The organism is Arthrobacter sp. ES3-54 (assembly GCF_029504395.1).
Classification (GTDB): Bacteria; Actinomycetota; Actinomycetes; order Actinomycetales; family Micrococcaceae; genus Arthrobacter.
This window is the reverse complement of the sequence record NZ_JAQFIF010000003.1, coordinates 454,138-470,516: the sequence shown is the minus strand read 5'-3', so window position 1 is coordinate 470,516 and position 16,379 is coordinate 454,138. Positions and strand designations below refer to the sequence as shown.

Annotated in this window: 12 protein-coding genes; 5 read left to right on the top strand and 7 right to left on the bottom strand. The window is 67.1% G+C overall.

Annotated elements, in window-relative coordinates; translation table 11 throughout:
- Positions 1 to 103 precede the first annotated feature (103 nt).
- Both hutG and M2428_RS08090 read left to right on the top strand, forming a co-directional pair.
- A complete protein-coding gene (gene hutG / locus M2428_RS08095) occupies positions 104 to 1,063 on the top strand; it encodes a formimidoylglutamase (RefSeq protein ID WP_277525447.1) in 960 nt (319 codons plus the stop codon).
- 111 nt (positions 1,064 to 1,174) lie between these two features.
- The gene (locus M2428_RS08090) at positions 1,175 to 6,046 is read left to right on the top strand and encodes an NAD-glutamate dehydrogenase (RefSeq protein WP_277525446.1); all 4,872 of its coding nucleotides are present in this window, start codon (positions 1,175 to 1,177) and stop codon (positions 6,044 to 6,046) included.
- 130 nt (positions 6,047 to 6,176) lie between these two features.
- Here M2428_RS08090 and M2428_RS08085 read toward each other — a convergent pair whose 3' ends face one another.
- The 4 genes from M2428_RS08085 to M2428_RS08070 all read right to left on the bottom strand — a co-directional run bounded on the left by M2428_RS08085 (position 6,177) and on the right by M2428_RS08070 (position 11,233).
- Entirely contained in the window at positions 6,177 to 6,413 is a 237-nt protein-coding gene (locus M2428_RS08085; RefSeq protein ID WP_229994734.1) for a hypothetical protein, read from the bottom strand.
- A gap of 151 nt (positions 6,414 to 6,564) precedes the next feature.
- Positions 6,565 to 8,157 (bottom strand): histidine ammonia-lyase, encoded by a 1,593-nt coding sequence (gene hutH / locus M2428_RS08080; RefSeq protein WP_277525445.1) that lies wholly within the window; start codon positions 8,155 to 8,157, stop codon positions 6,565 to 6,567.
- Positions 8,158 to 8,308: 151 nt separating this feature from the next.
- Complete coding sequence (locus M2428_RS08075) at positions 8,309 to 10,006, bottom strand: urocanate hydratase (RefSeq protein WP_277525444.1); 1,698 nt, start codon at positions 10,004 to 10,006, stop codon at positions 8,309 to 8,311.
- A gap of 270 nt (positions 10,007 to 10,276) precedes the next feature.
- The gene (locus M2428_RS08070) at positions 10,277 to 11,233 is read right to left on the bottom strand and encodes an IclR family transcriptional regulator C-terminal domain-containing protein (protein WP_277525443.1); all 957 of its coding nucleotides are present in this window, start codon (positions 11,231 to 11,233) and stop codon (positions 10,277 to 10,279) included.
- Between the two features lie 293 nt (positions 11,234 to 11,526).
- Between M2428_RS08070 and M2428_RS08065 the strand changes: the two genes are divergently transcribed.
- Positions 11,527 to 12,444, top strand: coding sequence for an SDR family oxidoreductase (locus tag M2428_RS08065; RefSeq protein WP_277525442.1), 918 nt, complete (start codon positions 11,527 to 11,529; stop codon positions 12,442 to 12,444).
- A 49-nt stretch (positions 12,445 to 12,493) separates the two neighbouring features.
- Positions 12,494 to 12,934 carry a protein-tyrosine phosphatase family protein gene (locus M2428_RS08060; protein WP_277525441.1) on the top strand — a complete coding sequence of 147 codons (441 nt, stop codon included), beginning with the start codon at positions 12,494 to 12,496 and terminating at the stop codon, positions 12,932 to 12,934.
- 20 nt (positions 12,935 to 12,954) lie between these two features.
- Here M2428_RS08060 and M2428_RS08055 read toward each other — a convergent pair whose 3' ends face one another.
- Genes M2428_RS08055 through M2428_RS08045 form a run of 3 tightly spaced genes read right to left on the bottom strand, consistent with a single transcriptional unit; the run spans position 12,955 to position 14,578 of the window.
- Positions 12,955 to 13,926, bottom strand: a complete 972-nt coding sequence (locus tag M2428_RS08055) for an NAD(P)-dependent alcohol dehydrogenase (protein ID WP_277525440.1) — start codon at positions 13,924 to 13,926, stop codon at positions 12,955 to 12,957.
- The gene (locus M2428_RS08050; RefSeq protein ID WP_277525439.1) at positions 13,923 to 14,156 is read right to left on the bottom strand and encodes a helix-turn-helix transcriptional regulator; all 234 of its coding nucleotides are present in this window, start codon (positions 14,154 to 14,156) and stop codon (positions 13,923 to 13,925) included. Before M2428_RS08050 ends, M2428_RS08055 begins: the two co-directional genes overlap by 4 nt.
- Positions 14,150 to 14,578 carry a hypothetical protein gene (locus M2428_RS08045; protein WP_277525438.1) on the bottom strand — a complete coding sequence of 143 codons (429 nt, stop codon included), beginning with the start codon at positions 14,576 to 14,578 and terminating at the stop codon, positions 14,150 to 14,152. The genes M2428_RS08050 and M2428_RS08045 overlap by 7 nt, the downstream gene beginning before the upstream one ends.
- Positions 14,579 to 14,834: 256 nt before the next feature.
- Between M2428_RS08045 and M2428_RS08040 the strand changes: the two genes are divergently transcribed.
- Entirely contained in the window at positions 14,835 to 16,331 is a 1,497-nt protein-coding gene (locus tag M2428_RS08040) for an amino acid permease (protein ID WP_277525437.1), read from the top strand.
- The last annotated feature ends 48 nt before the right edge of the window (positions 16,332 to 16,379 follow it).

Below are 16,379 nucleotides of genomic sequence, written 5' to 3'. Positions count from 1 at the left end.
TGAAATGCCGTCTCGGCGGTGTTTAAGCGGGGTTTCCGGGATTCCGGACAGTCCGACCGCGGCGCTGCTGGTTTTCCGGCCCGGGCTGCGGTGAGCTAGGGGCATGGTTTCTCCCACGCTCCCCGTTGATGTCCCGCCGCAGCCCTGGACCGGCCGGTTCGACGGCGACGGTGCCGAGCACCGGCGCTGGTGGCAGTCCGTGACCTCCTACAGTCCGCGCACGGTTCCGGCGGCTTCCCCCGGTCCGCGTCCGGCCGTCATCCTCGGCTTCGGCAGCGACGCCGGAGTGCGGCGCAACAAGGGCCGGACCGGCGCCGCGGCCGCCCCCGCCGCCATCCGGGCCGCGCTCGGCCCACTCGCCTTCCACCTGTCGCGGGGCGTGCACGACGCCGGTGACGTCACCGTGGCCGGGGACGCGCTGGAGGCAGGGCAGGCACGTGCCGGGCTCGCCATCACCAGGCTGCTGGACGCCGGCCAGCTTCCCGTGGTGTTGGGCGGCGGGCACGAGACCGCTTTTGCCAGCTATCTCGGTGTGGCTGGGTCCGCGGCCGTGCGCGAGGGTCTGACGGTCGGCGTGCTGAACCTCGACGCGCACTTCGACCTCCGCGACGAGCCGGTGCCCAGCTCCGGCACCCCGTTCCTGCAGATGGCCCGCGCGGAAGCCGCCGCCGGCCGCGAACTGCGCTACGCCGTCGTCGGGATTTCCGAGCCGAACAACACCCGGGCGCTGTTCCGGACGGCAGAGGAGCTCGGCGTGGACTACCTGCTGGACGAGGACTGCTCGGCGGAGGCCGCGCACACCTTTGTGGCGGCGTTCCTGGCGCAGGTGGACGCGCTGTACCTGACCATCGACCTGGACGTGCTGCCGGCCTCGGTGGCTCCGGGTGTGAGCGCTCCGGCCGCGTATGGTGTGCCGCTGCCGGTGATCAGCGCCGTGTGCCGGCAGGTGGCCGCGAGCGGGAAGCTCCTGCATCTGGACATCGCCGAGCTGAACCCGGAGTTTGATATCGACGCCCGCACCGCCAAGGTGGCCGCACGGCTGGTCAATACGCTGCTGGGGTAGTGGCGCGCGGGGATGGACTGCCTGCCCCGCGCCAGCGATCATGAAAGCAGGCGCGAGGTTTCGGCGACCGCAGCAACACGGCTTCTCCTTGCGCGATGGAGGCGCAGCGCAATGTCCCCAAAAAACGGCCCTGCAGATCATGCCCCGCCGGACGCTTCCGCCGATGCCGCGGACACGTTCCTGACGGACTACTACGAGCATGTGGCCGACGACGACATACGGAACTACACCGCCGAATCGCTCCGGAACCGTGCGGAATACCATCGTTCGCTGGCCGCAACCCGGGGCCCGGGCCACGCCGTCGTCGGAGTGCTGAGTGAGACCGACGCCAGCGTCGTGGCAATCGTCGCTGAGGACATGCCGTATCTACTGCCCTCCTTCACGGCGGCACTCGCCCGCGACCTTGCCGCCATACGCTTGCTGGTCCACCCCACCTTCACCGTGGGCAGGACCCCCGGGACGAACAAGCTCGTGGACATCCAGCCGGTACCCCTGCGCACTGCTTTGCCGGTGGGCAACGAACCTCCCGCGATGCCGTCGCCGCCTGAAGCCAACGGAGATTTGACCTGCACGGAGGCCTGGATCGCCGTCGAAACCGCCAGACTGCCGGATCAAGCCAGCGCCGATCGGCTCATTCATAATCTCCAAGCGGTCCTGGCCGATGTTCGTGCGGCCGCCGAGGATTCCGCAGCCATCCATCGGCACGTGGCCGCGGAAGTTGCCGCCCTGGATGCCAATACCGCGGCGGCCACTGATGCGAATGCAGTGGATGTGACAGCGCAGGCGGCCAGGGACTTGCTGCTCTGGCTGGACGACGGCAACTTCGTGTTTCTCGGGTACCGCGGGTACGACATGGCCGACGAGGACGGAGTGCCGGTCCTCGCGGCACAGCCGGGGTCCGGGCTCGGGCTCCTCCGGCACCGGGAGCAGAGCCGGCCGCTGCGAGGTTCCGCCATGGAGGGGGCGCGGGGTCCGGCCCTGGCCCTCGCGAAAGCCGGCATCCGTTCCACAGTCCTCCGGGACGCCTACTTGGACGAAGTCAGCCTCCTGACGTTTGACATGGCCGGCAAACCTGCCGGGGAAGTGTGCTTTGTTGGTCTTTTCGCCCCTAGCATTGCAGGCCGGTCCGTGCTTCAGATCCCGGTCATCCGGGACAAGGTGGCCTCGGTACTGGACCGCTCCGGATTCCCGCCCGGGTCCCATGCCGGCAAGGAACTGCTGGCCGCCATCGAGGCCTATCCGCGTGACGAGCTCTTCCACATCGATGCAAACGATCTGGCCAGCCATGCGCGCGAAATCCTGCGTCTCCAGGAACGCCACAGCACCCGGCTGTTCCTCCGGCCCGATTCCTATGGCCGCTTCATGTCCGCCTTGGTATTCCTTCCCCGCCGCCGCTACAGCACGGCGGTCAGGCTCAACATCGAGCGGGAACTGCGGGAGAGCTTCAACTCCAAAGCCGTCGAGTTCGAACTTCGTCTCAGCGAGTCGGCCATGGCCCGCGTGTTTTTCCGGATCCTGCTTCCGGGCGGAGAACGGCCCGCCGTCGACGCCTCAGCACTGGAGCTGCGGATCATTGCTGCCACAAGGTCATGGGCCGAGGGCTTGGACGAGGCTCTGCAGCACAGATTCCCCGCTGGCGACGCCGCCCGGCTGTCCATGCAATGGGCCCAGGCGTTTCCGGCCAGCTACAAGGCTGACTACGAGGTGGAGGATGCCGTCGAGGACATTTTCAAATTCGAGAGCCTGGACGGGCCGGACGGCAGGAACCGCGCTGACCCGCTGCTTTCTGTCTACGCACGTCCGGGGACTCCGGTGCTGGCCGAGGACGCCCGGATCCGCCTCTATCTGACACGGCCGATGAGCCTGACCCAGATTCTGCCGTTGTTCCACAACCTGGGGCTCGAGGTGCTCGACCAGCGGCCCTTCGACGTCCGGCGTGCCGATGGCCACACGTTCTTCCTGTACGACCTCGGGCTGAAATATCCCTCCGGCGTTGACCCCCTGGGCACCAGCGAGCTGCTTGCCGACTCGTTTTGCGCCGCCATGAGAGGAGACATCGAGTCTGACACCTTTGACGCACTGGTCATCAGGGAGGGAATCGGATGGCGCCAGACAGCCGTCCTGCGCGCCTATGCGAAATACCTGCAGCAGCTCGGAACCACCAACTCCTACGGCTTCATGGCGGCCACGCTGCGGGCGAATGTCCGGGCCACGCGCGCACTTCTTGCACTGTTCGAGGCAAAGTTCGATCCGGATCTCGACCAGCCAACCCGCCTCAGTGACATGGATGCGGCCAGAAGTGAGCTAACGGCTGCTATCGACGCCGTGCCGGTCCTGGACGCCGACCGCCTGCTGCGCTCCTTCGCGAGTCTTGTCGAGGCCACCCTGCGCACCAACTACTTCCTGGACAAGCCCTACCTCAGCTTCAAGCTCAACCTCTCCGGCGTTCCTGTCGCACCTGCCCCGCGGCCAAAATACGAAATCTGGGTCTATTCGCCCCGGGTTGAAGGGGTGCATCTGCGCTTTGGCGCCCTTGCCCGCGGCGGGCTTCGCTGGTCCGACCGCCGGGAGGACTTCCGGACGGAGATCCTGGGACTCGTCAAAGCGCAGACCGTCAAGAACGCTGTGATTGTGCCAACGGGTGCCAAGGGTGGTTTCTACCCGAAGCGGCTGCCCAACGCCGGCACAGACCGGGCGGCCTGGCTGGCGGAGGGTCAGGAGAGCTACCGGATCTTCATCCGCGGCATGCTGGACATCACCGACAATCTGCACACATCCCCCGACGGCGCCCACCGGTCCACCGAGCTGGTTGTTCCTCCCGAGCGGGTGGTCCGGCACGATGGCGATGACTACTACCTGGTTGTTGCCGCCGACAAGGGGACGGCCGCGTTCTCGGACATCGCCAATGCCTTGGCCGTGGAGTACGGATTCTGGCTCGGCGATGCCTTCGCCTCGGGCGGCTCGGTGGGCTATGACCACAAGCAAATGGGCATCACGGCACGCGGGGCCTGGGAGTCGGTCCGGCACCATTTCCGCGACCTGCTCATCGACTCCACGGCCGAGGACTTCACGGTAGTGGGCATTGGCGACATGAGTGGTGACGTATTCGGCAACGGCATGCTGCTGTCCCGCCACATCCTGCTGGTGGCGGCGTTCGACCACCGGCACATCTTCCTCGATCCAACCCCCGATCCGGCCGCCTCCTATGCGGAGCGGCAGCGGCTGTTCGGGCTTCCCCGTTCCTCCTGGGCCGACTACGACGTCTCGAAAATCAGCGCGGGCGGCGGCGTGTTCTCCCGGCTGGAGAAGTCGATCGAGATCACCGAAGCGGTGCGCCTTGCACTGGGGCTGGAGCCGGGAACGACGGCGATGAGCCCGCCGGAGCTGCTCAAGGCCGTCCTTCTGGCCCCTGTGGACCTGCTCTACAACGGCGGCATCGGCACGTACGTCAAGGCCTCCATCGAGACCCACGCGGACGTGGGAGACAAGGCGAACGATCCCATCCGTGTCAACGCCAATCAGCTGAGGACCAGGATCATCGCCGAGGGCGGCAACCTTGGCATCACCCAGCGGGGCAGGATAGAGGCCGCACTGAGTGGGGTCCTGCTGAACACCGATGCGATCGACAACTCCGCCGGCGTGGACTGTTCGGACCACGAAGTGAACATCAAGATCTTCCTCGACCGGATGATCGCCGCGGGAAGGATGTCCTCGGACGAAAGGACAGGCTTCCTGCACTCCCTTCAGGAGGAAGTCGGACGCTTGGTCCTGAAAACCAATGTGGACCAGAACGTGCTCCTCCTCAACGACCGCCAGCTGGTGCTGCAATGGAGCCCGAGCTTTGAGCGGACCATGGACTGGCTGGAGGCCGTGACGGACCTGGACAGGAACCTTGAATGCCTGCCCAGCACCGAGCAACTGCACACCCGTCTGCAAACCGGCGCAGGCCTGACAGCTCCGGAGCTCTCCGTGCTGGCCGCGTATGCCAAGATCGCGCTGGCCAGGGAACTCACAGTCAGCGGACTGGCCGACGACCCCTGGTTCTCCCAGACGCTGCACGACTACTTTCCGCGCCAGCTATCGGAGCGGTTCGGGGAGGAACTATCCACGCATCCGCTGCGGCGGCAGATCGTAGCCACTGTCATTGCCAACGACATGATCAATCTGGGGGGCATTGCCTTCGCCTTCAGGGCAATGGAGGAGACCACAGTATCGGCGGCCGCCGTGGCCCGCGGGTTCGTCGTCATGCGCAAGATATGGGACTTTGACTCAATCACCGAAGCCCTCGCACAGCTGCCGGCAAGCATCCCCAGCGAGCACGGGTGTGCCGTGGCGCTGGACATGCGCCGCACGCTGGACCGCTCCACACGGTGGTATGTCACCCACGATTTCCGGGACAAGCCAATCGCCGATGCAATGGCCCGGCTCGAGCCCCCCATGTCGCTTCTGCGCCCCAAGTTCAACAGCTTCCTTCACGGCGTGAACCTGCAGCATGCGCTGATCCGCCTGGCCCACACCGACGCCGTCGGCCTGCCCCATGAATTGGGCGTGCGCGCCTCCGAGATCCTGGTCAGCTACGGCCTTCTGGACATCTCCGCCATCTCGGAAGAACTCCAGGAGCCTGTGGACACCGTGGCCGAAGTGTACTTTGCCGTCTTCGAGCGGATCTCGGCGGTCCCCATTCTTGAACACATCACGGCGTTGCCGCGGGAAACGCACTGGGAGGCCCTCGCGCGGGCGGCACTTCGGGACGACCTGTATCTGGTCCTTGCCGGCATGACGAAGGCTGTTGTGCGGAATACTCCGCGTCCCTCCGCCCCCGGAGGCGATCCAGTGGAGCGCATCGGCGCCTGGGAACGCGAAAACATCGAGCAACTCGGCAGGATCCAGGAAACCATCAAGGAGGCCATCAAGCCAGGCCCGGTGGACATTGCAGCATTGTCCGTTGCTGTCAAGCTGTTGCGGGCCGTGGTCAGCCGCTAGGTAGCACGGCTCAGTTTCCGGCCTCCCGAAGTCCGTCCGTCACACACAAAAACCGGGGCCCATCCGCGAAACCGCACCACCATGGTGCGGATCGACGAACGAACCCCGGTTTCTTGTTGAAGTGTTGAAGCTACGCCCGGCGCACCTGCACGCCGTCGGACTGCAGGAAAAGCTCCGTCTCGGACGGCCCGGCGGGGACCAACCAGAGCACATTTCCGCTCAGTGAGACTTCTTCGACCTCACCGGCTGCAATGACCTGTGCGTGCTTGACGATTTCGACGCGTTCGCCGACCCGGAGGCCGCTCCAGTCGGAAACCGTAGCTGCGGATGCAAGGCGCCTGGACAGTACCGTGCCGCGTGCTTTCATAGAACTTTTACCCCTTTGTATGTGTTCTTTGCCACAACTTCATTGGTGTGACTCTCCATTTGTACTACAGTTCCCGGGCCCCCGCCTTCCGTGTCGCCAAAGATTTCGGGGACGCCGGGAATTGTTCCGCTGCCGTGCACTTAGTTTCTTCTCAGGCGAGATTTCCGACTGCGGATTCGGCCGCCGCCCGGACCTTGCCCGACGCCACCAGGGCGTCCGCCGCTTCCAGCTCCGGCGACAGGAACCTGTCCGTGCCCGGACCGTCGACGACGTCGCGCAGCGCAGCGATCACGGCCGCGCCTGCAGGACCCGGACTGAGTTCGCCGCCGGAGAGCTGGGTGCGGATGTCCAGTGCCCGGGCCGAGGTCACCAGTTCGATCGCCAGGACGCGGCGCAGGTTCTCGACAGCGCGGCGGAGCTTGCGGGCCGCGTGCCAGCCCATGGAGACGTGGTCCTCCTGCATCGCCGAACTCGGGATCGAGTCCACAGACGCCGGGACGGCCAGGCGCTTGTTGTCCGAAACCAGACCGGCCTGCGTGTACTGGGCGATCATGAGGCCCGAGTCGACGCCAGGGTCCGCGGCCAGGAAGGCCGGCAGCCCGTGCGAGCGGGCCGGGTCCAGCATCCGGTCGCTCCGGCGCTCGGAGATCGAGCTCAGGTCCGCGACTGCGATCGCCAGGAAGTCCAGCACGTAGGCCACCGGGGCGCCGTGGAAGTTGCCGTTGGAGCTGACGCGGCCGTCGGGCAGGACCACCGGGTTGTCGATCGCGGCGGCCAGTTCGCGGGAGGCGACCAGGGCCGCGTGGTCCACGGTGTCGCGGACGGCGCCGGCCACCTGGGGTGCGCAGCGCAGCGAGTAGGCGTCCTGGACCTTGGTGTCGTTGATCCGGTGCGAGGCCACGATCGGCGAGTTGGACAGCACGCGGAGCATGTTGTCGGCGGAGGCGGCCTGGCCCGGGTGCGGGCGCAGCGCTGCGTGCAGCTCGGGCAGGAACACCTGGTCGGTGCCGAGCAGCGCCTCCACGCTCAGCGCGGCGGTGATGTCCGCCGTCGTGAGCAGCTGGCGGATGTCCGCGATGGCCATCAGCAGCATGCCGAGCATGCCCTCGGTGCCGTTGACGAGGGCCAGACCCTCCTTTTCGGCCAGGGTGACGGGTTCGATCCCGTGTGCGGCGAGGAGCTCGGCGACGCTGCGGCCGCCCTTGCCCCCGTACAGTTCCCCATCCGGGCCGGTCGCTTCACCTTCGCCCATCAGGACCAGGGCACAGTGCGAGAGCGGCGCGAGGTCGCCCGAGCAGCCGAGCGAGCCGAATTCGCGGACCACCGGGGTGATGCCGGCGTTGAGCACGTCCACCATGGTCTGCAGCACCACGGGTCGGACGCCGGTCCGGCCGGAGGCCAGGGTCTTGGCGCGCAGGAACATGATGCCGCGGACCACTTCGCGTTCCACGGCCGGGCCCATGCCGGCGGCGTGGCTGCGGATCAGGGATTTCTGCAGCTGGGTGCGCAGCTCGTTGGGGATGTGCCGGTTGGCCAGTGCCCCGAAGCCGGTCGAGATGCCGTAGGCGGGAACCTCGCTGTGCGCGAGGTCGTCGATGTGGGCGCGGACCTTGGCGACGGCGTCGAGGGCGTCCTGGGCGATGGTCACGTGGGCGTCGTGGCGGGCGACGGCGACGACGTCCTCGGGGGTCACGCCGCTGGAGCCGAGAGTGACGGTGAGCGGTGAGTGGGTGGTGATGGTCATGATATTCCTACTTCGTTTGGGGCCACGCGAGCAGGGTTCCCTGGCCGAGCTTTTGCGAGGTTAGGGGGCTCGTGGGGATCGATTGCTCCGCAAGTGCCCTTTTGGTGGCTCAAAACGGCAGTTGCGGAGCAATCGATGTGGGATGGGATGGTCAGCGGGTTTCTGACATCGGGATGCGGACGCCGCGTTCCTTGGCGACCTCGACGGCGCGGTCGTAGCCGGCGTCGGCGTGGCGGATGACGCCCATGCCGGGGTCGTTGGTGAGGAGGCGTTCGAGTTTCTGCGCCGCGAGATCGGTGCCGTCGGCCACCGAGACCTGGCCGGCGTGGATGGAGCGGCCGATCCCGACGCCGCCGCCGTGGTGCAGGGAAACCCAGGTGGCGCCGGAGGCGGTGTTGAGCAGGGCGTTGAGCAGCGGCCAGTCGGCGATCGCGTCGGAGCCGTCGGCCATTGCCTCGGTTTCGCGGTACGGGGAGGCGACGGAGCCGGAGTCGAGGTGGTCGCGGCCGATCACGATGGGCGCCTTTACCTTGCCCTCCTTGACGAGCTGGTTGAACAGCAGACCAGCCTTGGCGCGTTCGCCGTAGCCAAGCCAGCAGATGCGGGCCGGCAGGCCCTCGAACTCGACGCGCTCGGCGGCGGCGTCGATCCAGCGGTGCAGGTGCTTGTTCTCGGGGAAGAGCTCCTTGATGGCCTTGTCCGTGACCGCGATGTCCTCGGGGTCGCCGGAAAGGGCCACCCAGCGGAACGGGCCCAGGCCCTCGCAGAACAGCGGACGGATGTAGGCCGGGACGAAGCCGGGAAATTCGAAGGCGCGGTTGTAGCCGCCCTTGCGGGCCTCGTCACGGATGGAGTTGCCGTAGTCGAAGACCTCGGCGCCGGCGTCCTGGAACTCGACCATGGCCTGGACGTGCTTGGCCATCGAGGCCTGGGCCTTCTTGGTGAAGCCCTCGGGATCGGCGGCGGCCTCGCGGTGCCATTCCTCGACCGTGATGCCCTCGGGCAGGTAGCTCAGTGGGTCGTGTGCGGAGGTCTGGTCCGTGACGATGTCGACGGTGAGCTCGCCGGCGTTGTGGCGGCGCAGGATCTCGGGGAAGACCTCGGCGGCGTTGCCGACATAGCCCACGGACCAGCCGCGGCGCTCTTCCTTGGCTTTGAGGACCTTGGCGATCGCGGTGTCGAGGTCCGTTTCGACCTCGTCGAGGTAGCGCTTGCCGGCCCGGCGGCGGAGGTGGCTTTCGTCGACGTCGACAATCAGGCAGGCGCCGTCGTTCAGGGTGACGGCGAGCGGCTGGGCGCCGCCCATGCCGCCGCAGCCGCCCGTCAGGGTCAGGGTGCCGGCGAGCGTGCCGTTCTCGTCCCCGGTGAGCTTGCGGGCGATAGCCGCGAAGGTCTCGAAGGTGCCCTGCAGGATGCCCTGGGTGCCGATGTAGATCCAGGACCCGGCGGTCATCTGGCCGTACATCATCAGGCCCTCGGCCTCGAGCCGGCGGAACTCGGGCCAGTTGGCCCAGTCGCCGACGAGGTTGGAGTTGGCCAGCAGCACGCGCGGCGCCCATTCGTTGGTGCGGAAGACGCCGACCGGCTTGCCGGACTGGACCAGCAGGGTCTCGTCCATTTCCATGGTTTCCAGGGTGCGGGTGATCGCGTCGAACGCGGCCCAGGACCGGACGGCGCGGCCGGTGCCGCCGTAAACCACCAGGTCGTCGGGGCGCTCGGCGACCTCGGGGTCCAGGTTGTTCATGAGCATGCGCAGCGGGGCTTCCGTCTGCCAGCTCTTGGCGGTGAGCTCGGTGCCGCGGGCTGCTTTGACCGGGCGGGCACCGGTGGTGAAATCGGCGGGTGCCATGAGGATCTCCTTATGTGGCTGGATGTGTAGCTGGATGGTGTCTGTGCTGGGTGTTGTCTGTGTTGGGGCAAAATCGGGAGGAATGAGGTTCTGTATCAACTAAAGCCCCTTCGCGGCCTTGGAAACAGGCCCATCGCGGGGGTGCTGTCCGGGATTCCAGACCCTCCCCCACCCCCGTTGCGCTATCGCTTCCAGTGGCTAAAACGGGCGAATGGCAGCCCAGAGTGATAGCGCAAAAGGGAGTGGGGGCGGGAGGCGGGGGCAGCGGGGTTAGGCGGGGCGGCCGTGGATCCGGACCGAGAGCTCGTCGGCGACCTTCTGGACCCGGGCGGCCAGGACCGGCCACTGGTCCGCGGGCAGCTTGTCCTCGAGGAAAGTCACGGCGACGGCGGCCGTGGGCCAGCCCACGTGGTCGGTCACGGCGGCGGCGATCGAGCCGAAGCCTGGGGTCACCTCGCCGTGTTCGGTGGCGTAGCCGCGCTGCCGGACCTGGTCCAGATGGGACGACAGCGCGGAGTACTTCATGATGGGCGATTCGGTTTCGTGCCGGGCGGTGAAGGCGGCAGCGTTCGGGTACAGCGCCCGCACCTGGGACTTCGGCAGCGCGGCGAGGATGGCCCGCCCGCTGGCGGTCAGATGGCTCGGCAGCCGGACGCCGACGTCGGTCACCAGGGACGGCCGGTTCTTGGCCCGCTCCTCCACGATGTAGAGCACGTCGCGGCCGTGCAGCACGGCCAGATGCGCGCTTTCGCCGATCACGTCCACCAGCGAGGCGAGCATCGGCCGGCCCAGCCGGGACAGCGGCTCCTGCCGGGAATAAGCCGAGCTGAGTTCGAAGGCGCTGATGCCCAGGCCGTAGCGCTGCTCCTCATGCAGATGGAGCACGAAGCCGTTCGCTTCCATCACGCCGAGCAGGTGGTAGACGCTGGAGCGCGGCAGTCCCAATGCAGTGGCAATGTTCGACGCCGCCATCGGTCCACGCCGGGAGGCCAGCAGCTTGAGGATGCGCAGGGTGTTCTCAGCCGCGGGCACCTTCGACGCCACCTTGGTGCCCGCGGTCCGGTGGACGGTTTTGGGCGCAGGCCTGCCGGTGGTGGACTGTGCCGCGGGCGCGTCAGGCACTGTGGGCACGTCAGGCGCCGCAGACGCGTCGGGTGCTTCAGGTGCGTCCGGCTCTGCTGGCGAAGTCGCGGCAGCGGGGCTCAGGGCGGTGCTGGTGGGTGGCATGGATCCTCTTCAGGGTCGGGTGGTGTCCGGTATCCCATACTTAAGCATGCGCCCGGCGCCGGACAACTGACAGCCCCGCACAGGAAGCAGTGTCTGGGATTCCGGACACGCGTTGCTGCCAGCGTACGGGCCTTCCGCCCCTAGCGCGGCCCGGCGACCGGTGTTCCGATGAACCGGGGGCGCTGGCTTCCACGTGGCACCCCAGCCGATCACCGGACCAGCCCATCGCCGTACGGTTCCGGAGGATCCCGAGGGACGGCAATGGAGGGACGGCAAAGGCGGAAGGCAAGGACATGGATGCAGCGCTGTCGGGCAGAGTCGCCCTCGTCGCCGGGGCCACACGCGGCGCGGGCCGCGGCACCGCCGTCGCCCTTGGCGAGGCTGGAGCTGTGGTGTACTGCACCGGCCGCACCACCTCCCGCCACCGCTCCGACTACAACCGGCCCGAGACGATCGAAGAGACCTCCGATCTGGTCAGCGCCGCGGGCGGCACCGGGATCGCCGTCGCAGTCGATCACCGCCAGGCTGCCGAAGTGGAAGCCCTCGTGCGGCGGATCGACGCCGAGCAGGGCCGGCTGGACATCCTTGTGAACGACATCTGGGGCGGAGAAGACCTCATTGAATGGAACACTCCCCTCTGGGCCCACGATCTCAATGCCGGGTTGCAGATGCTCCACGTTGGCGTCGACACCCACCTCATAACGAGCCATTTCGCGCTCCCGCTGCTCACCCGCCGCCCCGGCGGCCTGGTGGTGGAAATGACCGATGGCACCCGCGAGTACAACGCCCAGCGCTACCGGGTGTCCGTGTTTTACGACCTCGTCAAGACCGCGGTGCTCCGCCTGGCGTTCAGCCAGGCCGAGGAGCTGAAGCCCTCCGGGTGCACGGCCCTGGCACTGACGCCCGGCTGGATGCGCTCCGAGATGATGCTCGAACATTTCGGCGTCACTGAGGCGAACTGGCGGGACGCCGCCGCCACGCAACCGCACTTTGCCGCGATCTCGGAAAGCCCGCTGTTCGTTGGGCGTGCGGTCGCGGCCCTGGCGGCGGACCCCAACGTGCTCAGCCGCACGGGCGGCTCATATTCCTCCGGCGCGCTGGCGCGCGAGTACGGTTTCACCGACACCGACGGCTCGCAGCCGGACTGCTGGAGATACCTGGTGGAAGTCCAGGAGGCCGGGCTCGACGCCGATGCCGCCGGCTACCGCTGAGTGCGGCGGCACAAGGCCCAGCCAGGGCGGAAGGACTACGATCTGGAGCATGAAGCAGACGTGGGAGCCATCCCAGGACGGCGTCCTGGTTCTTCCGTCCGGCCGGAGCGTCCGCGGCCGCGGGCTGCACTATGCGCTGCCGGAGGGTCCACTGCCCGAATTCGGTCTTTACCTGCTGGGCAAACAGCCGCCCCGGGTGGAATGGGAATCCAGGTGGCTGCTCTGGCCCGACCTGCGGCTGCCTGCCGACGAGAAGGAGGCCCTCGACGCCTTCCGGGAGGCCTGGCGCCGGGCCGCGACGGAACGGGTTGAAGTGGCCTGCTGGCGCGGCATCGGCAGGACCGGAACCGCGCTGGCCTGCATTGCCATCCTGGATGGAGTCCCGCCCGCCCAGGCGGTGTCCTACGTCCGCCGCAAGTACCGGTGGCGGACGGTCGAGACTCCGGGGCAGCGGCGGTACGTCGCCCGCTTTCACACGGAAACGCCCTAGGCAGAGGTTAAGCGGCAACCTCAAACGGTGACGATGGCCTTGCCGAGGAGGTGGCCGTCGCGCAGGTCCCGGATTGCCGCCGGCGCATCCGCCAGGGCATAGCATTTGCCGATGACCGGGGTCACTTCGCCGGCCTCGAGGAGCCCGGTCAGGAACCGGAGGTCCTCCGCGCGCTCTGCGGACATGACGCCCGTGAGCCGCTGGCCGACAAACACGGAGAGCAGTGCCGCGCCGAGTGAGCGTCCAATGCCGCCGGCCAGCCGCCCTCCGCCTTCCCCGCCGACGATGGCGAGCGTTCCCTTCGGCTTGAGCGCCCGACGGAGAACGGAGACCGGTCGGTTGCCGGCGGTGTCGACAATGAGGTCGAACTGCCTGGCCCCGTCCGCGAAGTCGTCATGCTTGTAGTCAATGACGTGGTCCGCGCCGATCGAGCGGACCAGATCGGTTTTCGCGGTACTGCACACTCCCGTCACCTGCGCCCCGAACGCCTTGGCGAGCTGCACCGCGTACGCGCCGACACCGCCGGCCGCGCCGATGACGAGGACCTCCTGCCCGGACTGGACCCTGCCGGCGTCCCGGAGGGCCTGGAGGGCCGTGACGGCGGAGATCGGGACGGCAGCGGCCTGCTCGAAGCTGAGGTTCTTCGGCTTCAGCGCGAGCCGGCCTTCCTTGGCGCACGCGTATTCGGCGAAGGATCCCTCGCAGGTGCCGTACACCTCATCCCCAGTCCGAAAGCCGACGACGTTCCGGCCGACGGCCTCCACCCGGCCCGCCACGGCCCGGCCCCGGATGCGGGTCTTGGGTTTCCTGAGCCCGTAGCCAACGGCGCGGGTCAGGTACGGAAGGCCCGTCATGAGGTGCCAGACGCCCTGATCGACGCCGGCGGCCCGGACCCGGATCAACACGTCGTCATCGCCGGGGACCGGGGCTTCGACGTCGCGCAGTTCCAGCACTTCAATGGAACCATAAACATCCTGAACGATCGCTTTCATGGTGCTTCTCCTTCAAGATCGGGGTACTGGAAGACGTCATCGAGCGGCACTTTAAGAACGTGGGCAATCTGGAACGCCAGCTCAAGCGACGGCGAGTAGCGGCCTTGTTCGATCGCGATGACCGTCTGGCGGGTCACGCCGATACGTTCGGCGAGCTCCGCCTGGGTCAGCTCGCCGATTTCGAAGCGCAGGCGCCGGATGGAGTTGGTGACCCGGGTCGGCTTCACCACGGCTGGAAGCCCTTGCGGTAGGCGACCACCTTGGCCACGGATCCCAGGATCGCCGAAAGGACGAAGGCCAGGTAGATGACGTTGGCGATCCAGAAGTGGTCGAGCCTGGCCATGGCCAGGAGGAGCGCCGCCACGGCCCCGGCCACAAGGAAGGACTGGCCGATGTACTCGCCAAAGCGGTAGATCTCCTTGTCCCGCTGGTCTTTCATGCCCGTGTCCTTGGCGGACAGGGCGCGGATCACCAAGTGGAGCACGATCGAAAGGCCGATCGAGGCACCGACCGTCCACAGCAGCGGCGCCACATACGGCACTTCCGCGAGCGGCATGGTGCCGGCCTGGCCAAAAACGACGGCGAGGTACACGGCGTAGGTTGCGGCCGCAAGCACCCCCATGATCCAGGCGCTCTTCTCTTCAAATGACATCTGCCGCTCCCGGACATCCAAGGCTATGTAAAACAAACCTGACATCCTCAAAGTAAAGAAAACCTAACATGATGTCAAGAGTTTTCGACTTTCCTTTGGCTTGGGTTCGACGGCGACTGCGGCCGGATCCGCCCGCGCCGCGGTGGCCGCACAGTCTGAAATCAAAGACACGAAGTTCCCGTGAGGCTCATCACAGCAAGGCCGGACATGGTCTGCTGGATAGCGATCCCCCTCCCAATGACGAGAAGGTATTCGCATGCAACAAGCCCAAACCGCCACGAAGCCGGCACCTGACGAAGCAGGCACCGGCCGTGCCGTCACGGCCGTCGGCGCAGCCGTCGACTCAGTACTCAGCCGGGGACTCAACGTCCGCCACATCCGCTTCATGGCGCTGGGGTCGGCGATCGGCACGGGGCTGTTCTACGGCTCGGCCTCCGCCATCCAAAAGGCCGGGCCCGCCGTCTTGCTCGCCTACATGATTGGCGGCGCCGCAGTTTTCATGGTGATGCGTGCCCTGGGCGAAATGGCGGTGCGGCACCCGGTGTCCGGATCCTTCGGCCAGTACGCGAGCCGCTACCTGGGCCCGCTGGCCGGTTTCGTGACCGGCTGGACCTATGTCTTCGAGATGGCGATCGTGGCCATCGCGGATGTCACGGCCTTCAGCATCTATATGGGATTCTGGTTCCCCGGCGTGGAGCGCTGGGTCTGGATCCTGGCCATCATCTTTTTCCTGGCGGCCCTGAACCTGCTCAGCGTCAAGGTGTTCGGTGAGCTGGAATTCTGGTTCTCCCTGATCAAGGTGGCGGCCATCATCGCCATGATCGCGGGTGGGGCGGCGATCATCGTCTTCGGCTTCCAGGCCGGCGGCGCCACAGTGGCGCCCGGGCTCGGCAACCTCGTGGACCACGGGGGCCTGTTCCCCAACGGGTTCGAAGGGCTCCTGGCCTCCTTCGCCGTCGTGATGTTCGCGTTTGGCGGCATTGAGACCCTCGGCATCACCGCCGGTGAGGCCGCCGATCCGAAAAAGGTCATCCCCAAGGCGGTCAACACCGTTCCCGTCCGGGTCCTGCTGTTCTATGTGCTGACCCTCGGCGTGCTGATGAGCCTGTTCCCGTGGGACGAAATTGGCAGTAACGGCAGCCCCTTCGTGCAGATCTTCAGCGGCCTGGGCATCCCGGCCGCGCCCCACATCCTCAACGCCGTGGTGATCACGGCGGCACTCTCGGCCGTCAATAGCGACATCTTCGGCGCCGGCCGGATCCTCTTCGGTCTTGCCCGGCAGGGCCACGCCCCGGCAAGCTTCGGTAAGGTTTCCCGTCACGGGGTGCCGTGGATGACCGTAGTGATGATGACGGTCATCCTGCTGGTGGGAGTGGTCCTGAACGCCGTGATCCCGGAGGATGTCTTCCTGCTGATCGCCTCGATCGCCACCTTCGCCACCGTGTGGGTCTGGGCCATGATCCTGGCCTCCCATGTCGCCATGAAACGCGAGATCGCCCGCAAGTCCCTGCCGGCATCGGAGTTCCCCTCACCGTGGTGGCCCGCCGCTTCCGTGCTGACCATCGTGTTCATGGCCCTCGTGATCGTGATTCTGGGCGTCTTCGAGGACACCCGCGTTGCGCTGTACGTGGGCGCGGTCTGGCTCGGCGTCCTGGTACTCGCCTACCGGCTCTGGGTCCGCGGCCACGGCCGGGCACGGGCGGAACTCGTGGACGAGACGGCCCAGCTCCCGCAGGTTCCCGCCGGGCCGTAACGGTGCCTCACCCTCCCGTGGGGCGACTCCCGGGAGCGCCGCCGCGGG

Excerpts from the sequence above, each read along its gene's own strand:
- M2428_RS08055 (WP_277525440.1), bottom strand. The coding sequence starts at position 13,926 with ATGAAAGCGATCGTTCAGGATGTTTATGGTTCCATTGAAGTGCTGGAA.
- M2428_RS08070 (WP_277525443.1), bottom strand. The coding sequence starts at position 11,233 with ATGCCACCCACCAGCACCGCCCTGAGCCCCGCTGCCGCGACTTCGCCA.
- M2428_RS08085 (WP_229994734.1), bottom strand. The coding sequence starts at position 6,413 with ATGAAAGCACGCGGCACGGTACTGTCCAGGCGCCTTGCATCCGCAGCT.
- hutG (WP_277525447.1), top strand. The coding sequence starts at position 104 with ATGGTTTCTCCCACGCTCCCCGTTGATGTCCCGCCGCAGCCCTGGACC.
- M2428_RS08060 (WP_277525441.1), top strand. The coding sequence starts at position 12,494 with ATGAAGCAGACGTGGGAGCCATCCCAGGACGGCGTCCTGGTTCTTCCG.
- hutH (WP_277525445.1), bottom strand. The coding sequence starts at position 8,157 with ATGACCATCACCACCCACTCACCGCTCACCGTCACTCTCGGCTCCAGC.
- M2428_RS08040 (WP_277525437.1), top strand. The coding sequence starts at position 14,835 with ATGCAACAAGCCCAAACCGCCACGAAGCCGGCACCTGACGAAGCAGGC.
- M2428_RS08045 (WP_277525438.1), bottom strand. The coding sequence starts at position 14,578 with ATGTCATTTGAAGAGAAGAGCGCCTGGATCATGGGGGTGCTTGCGGCC.
- M2428_RS08065 (WP_277525442.1), top strand. The coding sequence starts at position 11,527 with ATGGATGCAGCGCTGTCGGGCAGAGTCGCCCTCGTCGCCGGGGCCACA.
- M2428_RS08075 (WP_277525444.1), bottom strand. The coding sequence starts at position 10,006 with ATGGCACCCGCCGATTTCACCACCGGTGCCCGCCCGGTCAAAGCAGCC.
- M2428_RS08090 (WP_277525446.1), top strand. The coding sequence starts at position 1,175 with ATGTCCCCAAAAAACGGCCCTGCAGATCATGCCCCGCCGGACGCTTCC.